We start from the raw sequence: 13,380 nt of genomic DNA, 5'->3' as shown, positions 1-13,380 counted from the left end.
CCGGCGTGCGTCAGGCGGCCGCGACGGCCGGCGCGGCGGCCGGCTCGATGTCGGGCAGCGTCCACGGCCGGACGACGGTGACGAGCACGACCAGCGACAGCACCAGACCGCCCGCGACGACCGAGGCCATCGCGACGGCGTCGTTGCCCAGCAGCCCGACGACCGGCGAGATGACCGCGCCGATGCCGAATTGCACGGCGCCGAGCAGCGCGGCCGCGGTGCCCGCGGTCTCGCCGTGGCGCGACAGGGCGACGGCGGGCGCGTTGGGCAGCGCGAGGCCGGTGCAGAACAGCACCAGCCACATCCCGCCGACGACCCCGACGATGCCGGCGAAGCCGGTGGTCGCGATCAGCACGAGCAGCAGCCCGAAGAACGCGCCGGCGGAGACGGCGGCGAGCAGGATCTGCCGCGGCTCGAACCAGCGCAGGAACACCGGGTTGAGCTGGGTCGCGAGGATCAGGAAGATCGCGCCCGAGCCGAAGACCAGCCCGAACTGCTGCTGGTCGAGCCCGAACTGGCCCTGGAACACGAACGACGAGCCCGACACGTAGCCCAGCAGCGCCGACATCGCGAGCCCGGCGACGACGACGAGCCCGACGAACGTGCGGTCGTGGAACAGGGCGCCGTAGTCGCGCAGCGTGCCGCCGAGGCCGGCGGTGCGGCGCCGCGAGGGCGGCAGCGTCTCGCGCAGCCCGACCAGCGCGACGGGCAGCAGGACCAGGCCGAACGCGGCGAGGGCGACGAACACCCCGCGCCACGAGGTGAAGCGCAGCAGCTCCCCGCCCAGCGTCGGCGCGATGACCGGCGCGGCGCCCATGACCAGGATCAGCCGGGAGAGCATCGTGGCGGCCGGGCGGCCGGTGTAGAGGTCGCGGACGATCGCCAGCGCGATGACGGCGCCGGCCGCGGCGCCCACGCCCTGCAGCACCCGCAGGGAGCCGAGCACGGCGATGTTCGGCGCGACGGCGCACAGCAGCGACGCCACCACGTGCAGGGCGGTGCCGGCGATCAGCGGGCGCTTGCGGCCGAACCGGTCGGAGAGCGGGCCGATCACCAGCTGGCCGATCGCGAGGCCCAGCAGCGTGCCGGTGAGCGTCAGCTGGACGACGGCGGACGTCGTCGCCAGCTCGGTGGTGATGGTGGGCAGCGCGGGGAGGTACATGTCGATCGTCAGGGGGCCGAGGGCGATCAGTGATCCGAGGATCACGATCAGCCGGAGGCGCTGACCCCGGTCGGGGGTCGCGGCCGTCTCGACGCGATCGGAGGTTGTCGTCACCGCACGGACAAGGAGCGGCGTCCGGCGCGTTGTTCCCGATCCCGGATCGGGTGTGACGTGGGCCACTGCCTGCGCCGGGCTACCGTGCGACGCATGCTGGTCGAACGCATGCGGCCGTTCACGTCGACGATCTTCGCCGAGATGTCGGCGCTGGCGCTGCGGACGGGGGCGATCAACCTCGGCCAGGGCTTCCCCGACACCGACGGCCCGCCGTCGCTGCTGGCCGACGCCGCCGCCAACATCACCGGCGGGATCAACCAGTACCCGCCCGGCCCGGGCGTCCCGGCGCTGCGCGCGGCGGTCGCGGAGCACCAGAGCCGCTTCCACGGCCTGTCCGTCGACCCCGACGACGTGCTGGTCACCACGGGCGCGACCGAGGCCATCGCCGCCGCGGTGCTCGCGCTGTGCGACCCGGGCGACGAGGTCGTCACGTTCCAGCCCTACTACGACTCCTACGCCGCCACCGCGGCGCTGGCCGGCGCCGTGCTGAGGGCCGTGCCGCTGCGCGCGTCCGGTCCGGGTGGGCCGTTCGGGTTCGACCCCGACGAGCTGCGGGCCGCGTTCTCGGCGCGCACCCGCGTCGTCCTCGTCAACACCCCGCACAACCCGACCGGCACGGTGCTCACCGCGGAGCAGCTCACGACGATCGGGGGGCTGGCCGCCGAGTACGGCGCGGTCGTCGTGTCCGACGAGGTGTACGAGCACATGGTGTTCGACGGGCGCGCGCACGTGCCGATGGCGACGCTGCCGGGGATGGCCGAGCGGACGCTGACGATCTCCTCGGCCGGCAAGACGTTCTCCGTGACGGGCTGGAAGGTCGGCTGGGTGCACGGCCCCCGCGAGCTGGTGGCGGCGGTGCGGGCGGCCAAGCAGTTCCTCACCTACGTCAGCGGCGCGCCGTTCCAGCCGGCGATCGCGTCGGCGCTGGCACTGCCCGACGCGTTCTACGCCGACATCGCGACGAGCCTGCAGGGCAAGCGCGACCTGCTCGCCGACGGGCTGCGCGCGGCCGGGCTCACCGTGCACCCGACGGCCGGCACGTACTTCGTGGTCACCGACGTCGCGCCTCTGGGCGTCACCGACGGGGTGGACCTGTGCTGGCGGCTGCCCGAGCTGATCGGCGTGGCCGCGGTGCCGGTGTCGGTGTTCTGCACCGACCCCGAGCTCGGGCGCACGCTGGTGCGGTTCGCGTTCTGCAAGCGCGACGAGGTGCTGACCGAGGCCGTCGACCGCCTCGCCGGGCTGCCCGCGGCGCTGGGCGCGGCCGCGTGAGGGCCTACGGGTTCACCGCCGTCGGCGGTCCGGAGCACGAGGCGTTCCTCGAGGTCCCCGAGCCCGAGCCGGGGCCGGGCGAGCTGCTGGTCCGCGTCCGGGCGGCCGGGGTGAACCCCGGCGACTGGCGGCTGCGCGAGGGGTCCTACGGGGTCGAGCCGCCCGCGGTGCTCGGCCGCGAGGTGGCAGGCACCGTCGAGCGGCTGGGCCCGGACGTCACCGGCTTCGCCGTCGGCGACGAGGTGTTCGGCGGCTGCCCCGGCATGGTCGGCGGCTTCGCGCCGCTGGCCCGGGTCACGGCGTCGTTCGCGGCGCACCGCCCGGCCGGGGTGTCGCCCGCCGACGCCGCCGTGCTCCCGGTCGCCGCGGGCACCGCCTACGACGCGCTCACCGGCCTCGACCTCCCGCCCGGCGCGACGCTGCTGGTCAACGGCGCGGGCGGCGGGGTGGGCCTGCCCGTCGTGCAGCTCGCGGCGGCCCGGGGGATCACGGTCGTCGGCATCGCGAGCCGGGCCAAGGAGGAGCTGCTGCGCCGGTTCGGCGCGGTCCCGGTCGTCTACGGCGACGGGGTGCTCGACCGCGTCCGCGCGGCCGCCCCGGGCGGGGTCGACGCCGTGTTCGACCTCGTGGGCGGCGATTCCCTGCGCACCGTCGCGGAGCTGCTCACCGACCGCTCCCGGCTGCGCTCGGTGGCCGACAAGCCGCTGGTGGCGAAGCTGGGCGGCGCCGACGTCGCCCGCGACCGCAGCACGGCGGTCCTCACCGAGCTGGCGCGGCTGGTCGCGGCGGGCGCGCTGGACCCGCACGTCACGAGCGTCCGCCCGTTCGACGAGGCCGGCGCCGCGCTTGCGGCGGTCGAGCGCGGGCACGAGGTGGGCAAGGTCGTGCTGGATCTCGACGTGTGACATCCGTGCCTACCGGAGGGCCCCCGACGTCGGACAGGCTCGTCCCATGAACATCGGGGCGCTGGTCGGCGGGTCGTTCGGTCTGGTCTACGTGCTGGTCAACGCGGGAGCGCTGGGGACGCCCGCGGGGCCGGCGGTGCAGGCCGCCGGGGTGCTGGCGTTCGTCGCCCTCCTGGTGGCGGTGCTGCGCCGGCGCGGCACCGGGCCGGCGGGGCCGCCGCGGTTCACCCGCGGCTACTGGCTCGTCGTGCTGGCCGAGGCGGTGGCGATCGTCGTCGGGGCGCAGGTGCTCACCGCGCTCGGCCTGCCGCCGCTGCCCTGGGTGACGGTCGTGGTCGGCGTCCACTTCCTGCCGCTGGCGCGGATGTGGTCCGCGCCCTCGCTCGCCCGGGTCGGGGTGGCGCTGGCGCTGTGCGGGGCCGCCGGGCTGGTCGCCGCCGTCACCGGTGCGTCGCCCGCGGTGGTGGCGCTGCTCGCCGGGGTGCTGCCCGGGGCGCTACTGCTCGGCGGCGCCCTCCTCGGCGCCACCCGCCCCACCCCGGTCGCCGCCTGACCTCGTGAGTGGCGATCGTGCCCAGGGGCACGGTCGCCACTCACGGGCGCGTCAGCGCTCGAGGCGCACCACGACCCACTTCGACGTCGGAGTGCCGGCCTCCAGCGCCACCGAGTCGAGCGGGATCAGCGCGTTGGTCTCCGGGTAGTACGCGGCGGCGCAGCCCTTGGGCGTGGAGTACTCGACCAGGCGGAACCCCGCGGCGCGGCGCTCGACCCCGTCGGACCACTCGCCCACCAGGTCGACGACCTCGCCGTCGGCGAACCCGAGCTCGGCCAGGTCGGCGGCCGAGACGAACACGACGCGGCGGCCGTGGTGGATGCCGCGGTAGCGGTCGTCGAGGCCGTAGATCGTGGTGTTGAACTGGTCGTGGCTGCGCATCGTCTGCAGCACCAACCGGCCCGCGGGCACCTGCACCGCGGCCATCGGGCTCACCGAGAACACGGCCTTCCCGGGCTCGGTGGGGAAGGTGCGGCTGTCGCGCGGCGGGTGCGGCAGGACGAACCCGCCCCGCTCCCTGATCTTGTCCGCGTACCCCTCGCACCCGGGCACGACCCGGCCGATGCGGTGGCGGATCTCGTCGTAGTCGGCGGCGAACGCGGCCCAGGGGATGCCGTGGCGGTCGCCGAGGGTGGCCGCGGCGATGCCGCAGAGGATGCCGACCTCCGAGCGCAGGTCCGCGCCCGCCGGCGTCATCCGACCGCGGGACGCGTGCACCGAGGACATCGAGTCCTCGACGGTGATCCGCTGCTCGGTGCCGCCGGACAGGTCCTTCTCGGTGCGGCCCAGCGCCGGCAGGATCAGCGCCGTCTCCCCGCAGGCGACGTGGCTGCGGTTGAGCTTCGTCGAGATCTGCACGGTGAGCGCCGCGCCGCGCAGCGCCGCCTCCGTGACGCCGGTGTCCGACATGGCGGAGGCGAAGTTGCCGCCGAGCCCGACGAACACCGACGCGCGCCCGTCGCGCAGCGCGCGGACGGACCCCACCGCGTCGAGGCCGTGCTCGCGCGGGGGCTCGAACCCGAACTCGTCGCGCAGGGCGTCGAGGAAGGAGTCGGGCGAGCGCTCCCAGATGCCCATCGTGCGGTCGCCCTGCACGTTGGAGTGCCCGCGGACCGGGCACAGGCCCGCGCCGGGCTTGCCGATCATCCCCTGCAGGAGCGCGACGTTGACGAACTCCTTGATCGTCGCCACGGCGTTGCGGTGCTGGGTGATGCCCATGGCCCAGCAGTGGACGATCTTCGACGAGCGCGCGAACAGGTCGGCGAGCTCCTCGATCCGCTCCCACTCCAGGCCGGTGGCGGCCAGCACCTCGGCGCGGTCGATCTCGGCGACGTGCGCGGCGTAGGCCTCGAACCCGACCGTGTGCCCGGCGACGAACGCCTCGTCGGCCACTCCCCGGGCCAGCAGCAGGTGCCCGAGGGCCTGCCAGAGCGCGAGGTCGCCGTCGGAGCGGATCTGCAGGTAGAGGTCGGCCAGCTCGGTGCCGCGCCCGGCGATGCCCGACGGCTTCTGCGGGTTGTTGAACTGCAGCAGCCCGGCCTCGCGCAGCGGGTTGATCGCGACGATCGTCGCGCCGTTGTGCTTGGCGATCTCCAGCGCCGACAGCATCCGCGGGTGGTTCGTGCCCGGGTTCTGCCCGGAGATGACGATGAGGTCGGCCTCGTGGATGTCGTCGAGGGAAACCGAGCCCTTGCCGATGCCGATGGTGTCGGCCAGGCCCACCGACGTCGCCTCGTGGCACATGTTCGAGCAGTCGGGCAGGTTGTTGGTGCCGTAGGCGCGGGCGAAGAGCTGGTAGACGAACGCGGCCTCGTTCGACGCGCGGCCCGAGGTGTAGAACAGCGCCTCGTCGGGGCTGTCGAGGCCGTTCAGGTGCTCGGCGACGAGCGCGAACGCGGCCTCCCACGTGATCGGCTCGTAGTGCGTGCCGCCCGCGCGGCGCACGACCGGCTCGGTGAGACGGCCCTGCTGGCCCATCCAGTACTCCGACCGCGTCTCCAGGTCGGCCAGGGAGTGCGCGGCGAAGAAGTCGGGCCCGATGCGGCGGGTGTCTCCCTCCCAGGCGACGGCCTTGGCGCCGTTCTCGCAGAACTCCGCGGTGTGCCGGTGCTCCGGATCCGGGTCGGGCCAGGCGCAGCTCATGCAGTCGAAGCCGTCGACCTGGTTGAGCCGCAGGAGGTTGCGCGCCGTGCGCACCGGGCCCATCTGCGAGACCGCCATCCCGAGGCTGACGGCCACGGCGGGCAGCCCGGCGGCGGCGGTCTTGGGCTTGCCGACCGCGAGGTCGGGTTCGGGCTGCACGGCGGTCATGCCCCGACCCTAGGCAGTGCGGACGAAGGTGACCTCTCCGTCGGGTGTGACGCCGGGCATGGCCAGCTCGTCGAGCGAGAGTCCCAGCGCGCGGGCGAGCGCGGCCACGGTGAAGAACGCGGGCGTCGGGATGCGACCGGTCTCGATCTTGCGCAGCGTCTCGGCGGAGATCCCGGACGCCCCGGCGACCTCGCCGAGGCTGCGCTCCCCGCGCGCCTCCCGCAGGAGGGCGCCGAGCTGCTCGCCGCGCTCGCGCTCGGCCGGGGTCAGGGGGACGCGCACCATGGGGGCGATACTAATACCGGGTACGGCCCCGGGAGGTCAGTTCTGCGGCGGGCCGCCCGGCGCCGCCGCCACCTGCGCCTGCGGCAGCAGCACCTCCTGGCCCTCGCGCAGGCCGGACTTCACCTCGGTGTACTCGTCGCCGATCGCGCCGGCGGAGAACGGCGTCGTCACCGGGTCGCCGCCGTCGACGCCGGGGGTGGTGACGACCTTGCGGCCGTCCTCCGTGCGCACCGTCGACGACGGCACCCGCAGCACGTTCTCCACCGACTCCACGCGCACCGCGGCGTCGGCCGTCTGGCCGTCGCGCAGCTGCGGGTCGCTCCGGTTGAGGACGATCGTCGCGTAGTAGTTGACGATGCCCGAGACGTCGGCGCCGGTGGGCGCGACGGCCAGCACCGAGGCCGGGACGCTGATCCCCGGCACCGCGTCCACCGTGACGTCGACGGCCTGGCCCGGCTGCACGCGCGCCGCGTCGGACTCCTCGAACGGCACGACGAGCTGGAACGAGTCGACGTCGTTGAGGACGAGGAACGCGCCGCCCCCGGCCGTCGCGCCGCCGGCGCCGGTGCTCGAGGCGTCGGTGACGCCGGGCAGGCGCGCGCTGCTGCCGGGGGCCAGCGAGGTGGTGCCGGAGGCGGCGCCGACGAACTCGCCGACGGCCCCGTTGATCTGCGAGACGACGCCGGCGACGGGGGCGCGCAGCGCGGTGTCGTCGAGGTCGCGCTGCGCCAGCGCCACGGACGCCTCCGCGTCGCGGACCTGGGCCTCCTGCGCGTCGGTGTCGGCCGGGCGGTCGCTGCCGGCCTGGTCGAGGGTGTTCTGCGCGGTCACGATGCTGCTGCGGGCGTTCTCGATCGACAGCCGGCCCGAGGCCTCGTCGACGTTCTCGCGCTGCTCGGCCGTTTCGAGCGCGGTCTCCGAGGCGATGACGGTGCCCCGCGCCTGCTGCACGGCCGTCTCGTCGGCGGGGATGGCCTCGCACTCGGGGTCGGTGACCACGGGCGCCGGGGTCGACGCGGACGCCCCCTCGAGCAGGCTGGGTGACGTCGTCGGCGCCGGCTTCGTCGTCGTCGGCGACGCGCTGCACCCCGCCTGGTCCCGCGCCAGCTGGTCCTCGGCCCGGTCGAGCTGGGAGCGGTCGAAGTCGAGCTGCACCCGCGCGCGCTCGGTGGCCACGTCGTTGGCGCTGTTGGTGGCCTCGACCTGGTCCTCGGTGGCCGACAGGATCGAGTACGCCTGGTCCAGCGAGGCCTGGGCCTGCTCGACGGAGTTGGCGCCGGTGATCTTCGCGAGGTTCGCGCGGGCCTGGTCGAGCTGGGCGCGGCTCTGCTCCAGCGCCTGCTCCAGGTCGAAGTTCTCCAACCGCGCCAGCACGTCGCCCGCCTGCACGCGGTCGCCGACCGACACGAGCACCTCGGCGAGCTGCCCGCCCTCGGCGAACCCGAGGTTCTGCTCGGTGATCGCGACGAGCGAGCCGGACGCGGAGACGCTCGTGGCGACCAGCCCGCGGTCGACGCGCACCACCGGCGGTGGTGCGGCCTCGCCGCTGCAGGCCGCGAGGGCCAGCACCGCCGCCACGGCGGCGACGATCCGGAGGGGCGACTGGGCGACGGTCTTCACTGGAACCTCAACGCTTCGATGGGACGCAGCCGGGCCGCGCGGTTGGCGGGGTAGCCACCGGCGACCAGGCCGATGAGCAGGCTGATCACGAACGAGATGATCACGGAGTTGACGTCGACGACCGGCGGCGGGAAGTCCGGGACCGCCTGCGGCAGCGCGATCGCGGCGGCCGTCGACAGGCCGACGCCGATGAGGATGCCGACGAGCCCGCCGAACCCGGCGAGGAACGTCGACTCGAGCAGGAACTGCTGCAGGATCGCCCGGCGCCGGGCCCCGATCGCCTTGCGGATGCCGATCTCCCGGGTCCGCTCGGTGACGGTGACGAGCATGATGTTGGCGACGCCGATCCCGCCGACGATCAGCGAGATCGCGGCGACGGCCACGGTGAACAGCGTGAGGAACGACAGCGTCTGGTTGACCTGGTCGAGCAGGCTCTGCTGCGCGGTGGCCGTGTAGTCGCGCTCGGCGGGCTCGTCGATGTCGTGGCGGTCGTCGAGGATCGTGGTGACCTGGGTGAGCGCGGCCGGCACCGCCTCGGGCGAGACGGCCACGACGACCACGTTGCTGACGGAGTCGCCGCCGCCGAGCAGGAAGCTGCGCGCGGTGCCCAGCGGCATGATCACGACGTCGTCCTGGCCGGTGGCCGCGACGACCCCGATCACCCGGAACGCCGTGCGCCCGATCCGCACCTCGCTGCCCAGTGCGGCGCCCGCGTCGCCGGCGAAGAGGTCCTCGACCGCGCCGGGGGCCAGCACCACGACCTTGGCCCGCCGCTCGGCCTCGTCGAACATCCGGCCGACGACGAGGTCGCGGTCGGTGACGTCGAGGTAGGTCGACACCGTGCCGACCACCGACGAGCGGAACTGCGTGCCGCCGGGCAGCTGCAGCGTGACCGGGCCGCCCGCGGTGGGCGTGGCCGAGGCGACGTCCGGCGCGTCGGCGGGGTCGGCGAGCGCGTCCACGTCGGCGTCGGTGAGGTCGCGCGGCTGCCCGTTCGTGCCCTCCTGGTTGGCGCTGACCGAGATCTGCGTGGCCAGCGACCCGAACGACTCGGTGAACCCGCTCTGGATGCCGTTGCCCAGCGCCACCAGCACGATCACGGCCGCGACGCCGATGATGATGCCCAGGGTCGTCAGGCCGGAGCGGAGCTTGTTGGCCCGCAGCCCGCGGAACGCCAGGCGCGCGGCCTCGCCGATGTTCACGGGGTGCCGCCGGCCGTCGGGGCCGGTGCCCCGTGCGGCAGCGGCTTCTGCCGCAGGTCGCTGACGATCCGGCCGTCCCGCAGCCGCACGACGCGGCGCGCGAACGCGGCCACCTCGTCCTCGTGGGTGATCAGCACGACGGTGCGCCCGGCGTCGTTCAGCTCCACGAGCAGCTGCATGACCTCGTTGGTCGAGACGGTGTCGAGGTTGCCCGTGGGTTCGTCGGCCAGGATCATCGCCGGCCGCGTGACGAGCGCGCGGGCGATCGCGACGCGCTGCTGCTGCCCGCCGGAGAGCTCGTTGGGCATGCTGCCCCCGCGCCCGTCGAGCCCGACGCGGGCCAGCGCCTGCTGCGCGCGGTCGCGGCGCTCGCGGCGGCCCACCCCGGCGTAGACCAGGGGCAGCTCGACGTTGCGCGCGGCGCTCGTGCGGGCGATGAGGTTGAAGGACTGGAAGACGAAGCCGATGCGGCGGTTGCGCAGGTCGGCGAGCGCGTTCTCCCGCATCCCGACGACATCGGTGCCGCCGAGGCGGTAGTGGCCGGTGGTCGGGACGTCGAGGCAGCCGAGGATGTTCATCATCGTCGACTTGCCGGAGCCGGACGGTCCCATGATCGCCACGAGGTCGCCCTCGTCGATGGAGAGGTCGACGGAGTCGAGGGCGCGGACGGCCACCTTGCCGGCTTGGTAGACCTTCGTCACCGCATCCAGCTCGATCATGCACACCCCCGTTCGGCCCAACGACGGGGGTGGACGGCGGTCACGAGCGGCGGGCGGTGTTCACCGGGTCGTGACCTGGGGGAGGAGGTCATCGCGGCGCAACCTAGCGGGGTCCGCGACGCGCGTGCGCGCGCCGTTCTCAGCGCGCTCTTAGGCTGGGTCCGTGCTCCGCGGACTGCCCTGGGCCTGGGGCGCCACCGACCCCGAGATCGACGACGCCTACCCCTGCTCCGACCTGGTGCCCGAGCCCGCCGCGCGGATGGTGCGGGCCGTCGACGTCGGCGCGCCGGCCGCGCACGCCTTCCGCTGGGTCGCGCAGCTCACACAGGCGCCCTACAGCTACGACCTCGTCGACAACCTCGGCCGGCGCAGCCCGCGCACGCTCACCCCCGGCGCCGACGCCCTCGAGTCCGGCACGCCGTTCGTCCTGATCTTCCAGGTCGTCGACGTCGTGCCGGGGCGCGAGGTCACCGCCGTCGGGCGGCCGGGACCGACGCGCCGGTTCGGCCCGATGGCGTGCACCTACCGCGTCACGCCGACGGGCGAGCGGACCTGCCGCCTGATCGGGCGCCTCGACCTCACCGCGGGCCGGCTCGCCGCCCCGATCGCCTGGGGCGACCTGGTGATGATGCGGAAGCAGCTGCGCACTCTCGCCGCATGTGCGGAACGGACGTCCTGACCCCTCCGACCGGGGGGTTCCGCCGCACCGGCGGGACGGGATAGACCGGGCGCATGACGGTCACCGCGATCCACCGCTACCCGGTCAAGTCGATGCTCGGCGAGTCCCTGACCACCTGCACGGTGGGCCCGACCGGCGTGCTGGGCGACCGCGCCTACGCCGTGATCGACGGCGAGACCGGTGTCGTCGCGAGCGCCAAGGTCCCGCGCCGCTGGGCCGACCTGCTCGCGTTCTCCGCCCGGTTCGTCTCCGAGCCCGAGACGGGCGCCGCGCCGCCGCCCGTGGAGATCACGTTCCCCGACGGGTCCGTGCACCGCAGCGACGACGCCGACATCGACGACGCGCTCTCGGCCGCGATCGGCCGGCCCGTCCACCTGGCCGCCGAGGCCCCCGAGGGCGCGTACTTCGAGGAGCTGTGGCCCGACGTCGAGGGACTGGCGCCGCAGCAGCTCATCGACGACACCACCGTCCGCCGCGAGGAGACCGGCGAGGTGATCAGCAAGTTCGACATCTCGGCGTTCGGCGCCAAGGGCACGTTCTTCGACCTCTCCCCGCTGCACGTGCTCTCCGAGGCCACGCTCGACCGGCTCCGCGAGCTCGCCCCCGACGCCACCTTCGACGCCCGCCGCTACCGGCCGAACTTCGTCGTCAGCGGCGACACCGGATTCGCCGAGAACGACTGGCCGGGCCGCACCGCCACGCTCGGCGGGGCCACCGTGAAGTACTCGTTCGCCACCATGCGCTGCGTCATGACGACCCTGGAGCAGGGCGACCTGCCCCGCGACGTCGACACCCTGCGCGCGATCGCGAAGCACAACCGCATCGAGATCCCGCAGATCGGCGGCGTGTGGGCGTGCGCGGGGGTCTACGCCGACGTCGCCGGGCCCGGTGAGGTGTCGGTGGGCGACGCGTACGCGGAGGTGTCCTCCGACTGATCCGTGGGGCAGGATCGGGCGGTGACCTCCACCGCCGGCAGCCCCTTCACCGACAGCACGCAGGCCGCCATCGCCCGCACCCGCCAGCACTCCCTCGGCGACCTGCTCCGCCGCTCCGCGCTGCGCTACCCCGACAAGCTCGCCGTGGTCGACGGCGAGCGGCGGGTCACGTTCGCGGAGTTCGACGCGGCCGCCAACCGCACCGCGCACGCGCTCACCGCGCGCGGGCTGCAGAAGGGCGACCGCCTCGCGCTGCTCGCCCGCAACTCCTACGCCTACGCCGTGCTGGCCTTCGCCACCGCGAAGGTCGGCGTCGTGCTGGTGCCGGTGAACTTCATGCTCGGCGCGTCCGAGATCGCCTTCATCCTCACCCACTCCGGCGCGTCCGGGATGGTCGCGCAGGACGCGCTGGCCGACACGGCGGCGAAGGCGCTGGCCGAGGCCGGCGTCCAGGGCGGGGTGCGCGGCTGGATCGGCGCCGACCCGGCGGAGGGCTGGGAGGACGTCGAGCCCTGGATCAGCGGCGAGGGGCCCGACCACGACCCCGAGGTCGCCGTCGGCGACGACGACCCGCTGCGGCTGATGTACACCTCGGGCACCGAGTCGCGGCCCAAGGGCGTGATGCTGTCGAGCCGCTCGCTCATCGCGCAGTACGTGAGCTGCACGATCGACGGCGGCATGAGCACCGACGACGTCGAGGTGCACTCGCTGCCGCTCTACCACTGCGCGCAGCTCGACTGCTTCCTCTCCGTCGACGTCTACCTCGGCGCGACCTCGATCATCCTGCCCGCCCCCGACCCGGCGACGCTGCTCGCGACCCTCGAGCGGGAGCGGGCCACGAAGCTGTTCTGCCCGCCGACGGTGTGGATCTCGCTGCTGCGCCACCCCGACTTCGACACCCGCGACCTGTCGTCGCTGCGCAAGGGCTACTACGGCGCGTCGGCGATGCCGGTGGAGGTGCTCAAGGAGCTGTCACGGCGGCTGCCCGACGTGCAGTTCTGGAACTTCTACGGCCAGACCGAGATGTCGCCGCTGGCCACGATCCTGCGCCCGCACGAGCAGCTGCCGCGGGCCGGCTCGGCCGGGCGCGCGTCGATCAACGTCGAGACCCGCCTCGTCGACGACGACGGGCAGCCGGTGGCGCCGGGGGAGATCGGCGAGATCGTGCACCGCTCCCCGCACGCCGCGCTGGGCTACTACGAGGACGAGGAGAAGACCGCCGACGCCTTCCGCGACGGCTGGTTCCACTCCGGCGACCTCGGGGTCATGACCGAGGACGGCTACCTGTCGGTCGTCGACCGCAAGAAGGACATGATCAAGACCGGCGGCGAGAACGTGGCGTCGCGCGAGGTCGAGGAGGCGATCTACCAGCTCGAGGGCGTCGCCGAGGTCGCCGTCTTCGGCATCTCGCACCCGACCTGGATCGAGGCCGTCACGGCCGTCGTCGTGCCGAAGGAGGGCGTCGAGGTCACCGTGGAGCAGGTCAACGAGCACGCCCGCGGGGTGCTGGCCGGCTACAAGCGGCCCAAGTACGTGGTGCTCGCCGACGCGCTGCCGAAGAACCCGAGCGGCAAGATCCTCAAGCGGGAGCTGCGCACCGCGCACGCCGACCTTGCCCAGTAGT

12 protein-coding genes are annotated in these 13,380 nt (G+C 74.1%); 6 read left to right on the top strand and 6 right to left on the bottom strand.

Going from position 1 to position 13,380, the window contains the following annotated elements:
* Positions 1-10: 10 nt before the first annotated feature.
* Positions 11-1,276: a multidrug effflux MFS transporter gene (locus HOP40_RS08465; RefSeq protein ID WP_205347127.1), complete on the bottom strand. Its 1,266-nt coding sequence runs from the start codon at positions 1,274-1,276 to the stop codon at positions 11-13.
* Between the two features lie 93 nt (positions 1,277-1,369).
* On the opposite strand from HOP40_RS08465, the gene HOP40_RS08460 reads away from it, so the two are divergent.
* The 3 genes from HOP40_RS08460 to HOP40_RS08450 are packed head-to-tail and all read left to right on the top strand — an operon-like array spanning position 1,370 to position 4,006.
* Positions 1,370-2,548 carry a pyridoxal phosphate-dependent aminotransferase gene (locus HOP40_RS08460; protein WP_172156363.1) on the top strand — a complete coding sequence of 393 codons (1,179 nt, stop codon included), beginning with the start codon at positions 1,370-1,372 and terminating at the stop codon, positions 2,546-2,548.
* Positions 2,545-3,453: an NADP-dependent oxidoreductase gene (locus HOP40_RS08455; protein WP_172156361.1), complete on the top strand. Its 909-nt coding sequence runs from the start codon at positions 2,545-2,547 to the stop codon at positions 3,451-3,453. Before HOP40_RS08460 ends, HOP40_RS08455 begins: the two co-directional genes overlap by 4 nt.
* Positions 3,454-3,499: 46 nt before the next feature.
* A complete protein-coding gene (locus HOP40_RS08450) occupies positions 3,500-4,006 on the top strand; it encodes a hypothetical protein (RefSeq protein ID WP_172156359.1) in 507 nt (168 codons plus the stop codon).
* Positions 4,007-4,057: 51 nt separating this feature from the next.
* On the opposite strand, the gene HOP40_RS08445 is transcribed toward HOP40_RS08450, so the two are convergent.
* From HOP40_RS08445 to HOP40_RS08425, 5 genes are read right to left on the bottom strand one after another with little or no spacing between them, the layout of a single operon-like run.
* Positions 4,058-6,316, bottom strand: coding sequence for an FdhF/YdeP family oxidoreductase (locus HOP40_RS08445; RefSeq protein WP_172156357.1), 2,259 nt, complete (start codon positions 6,314-6,316; stop codon positions 4,058-4,060).
* A 9-nt stretch (positions 6,317-6,325) separates the two neighbouring features.
* Complete coding sequence (locus tag HOP40_RS08440) at positions 6,326-6,601, bottom strand: helix-turn-helix domain-containing protein (RefSeq protein ID WP_172156355.1); 276 nt, start codon at positions 6,599-6,601, stop codon at positions 6,326-6,328.
* Between the two features lie 36 nt (positions 6,602-6,637).
* Complete coding sequence (locus tag HOP40_RS08435; protein WP_172156353.1) at positions 6,638-8,221, bottom strand: efflux RND transporter periplasmic adaptor subunit; 1,584 nt, start codon at positions 8,219-8,221, stop codon at positions 6,638-6,640.
* Positions 8,218-9,423 (bottom strand): ABC transporter permease, encoded by a 1,206-nt coding sequence (locus tag HOP40_RS08430; RefSeq protein WP_172156351.1) that lies wholly within the window; start codon positions 9,421-9,423, stop codon positions 8,218-8,220. Before HOP40_RS08430 ends, HOP40_RS08435 begins: the two co-directional genes overlap by 4 nt.
* Positions 9,420-10,142 carry an ABC transporter ATP-binding protein gene (locus HOP40_RS08425; protein WP_172156349.1) on the bottom strand — a complete coding sequence of 241 codons (723 nt, stop codon included), beginning with the start codon at positions 10,140-10,142 and terminating at the stop codon, positions 9,420-9,422. Before HOP40_RS08425 ends, HOP40_RS08430 begins: the two co-directional genes overlap by 4 nt.
* Before the next feature lie 163 nt (positions 10,143-10,305).
* On the opposite strand from HOP40_RS08425, the gene HOP40_RS08420 reads away from it, so the two are divergent.
* From HOP40_RS08420 to HOP40_RS08410, 3 genes are read left to right on the top strand one after another with little or no spacing between them, the layout of a single operon-like run.
* On the top strand, positions 10,306-10,821 hold the full coding sequence (locus HOP40_RS08420) for an SRPBCC family protein (RefSeq protein ID WP_172156347.1): 516 nt from the start codon (positions 10,306-10,308) through the stop codon (positions 10,819-10,821).
* Positions 10,822-10,874: 53 nt separating this feature from the next.
* Positions 10,875-11,756 carry an MOSC domain-containing protein gene (locus tag HOP40_RS08415; protein WP_172156345.1) on the top strand — a complete coding sequence of 294 codons (882 nt, stop codon included), beginning with the start codon at positions 10,875-10,877 and terminating at the stop codon, positions 11,754-11,756.
* A 21-nt stretch (positions 11,757-11,777) separates the two neighbouring features.
* Entirely contained in the window at positions 11,778-13,379 is a 1,602-nt protein-coding gene (locus HOP40_RS08410; RefSeq protein WP_172156343.1) for an acyl-CoA synthetase, read from the top strand.
* Position 13,380 lies beyond the last annotated feature (1 nt).

Source organism: Pseudonocardia broussonetiae, from assembly GCF_013155125.1.
GTDB classification, from domain to species: Bacteria; Actinomycetota; Actinomycetes; order Mycobacteriales; family Pseudonocardiaceae; genus Pseudonocardia; species Pseudonocardia broussonetiae.
The sequence above is the reverse complement of the archived record's forward strand: the minus strand, read 5'-3'. Positions and strand labels throughout refer to the sequence as shown.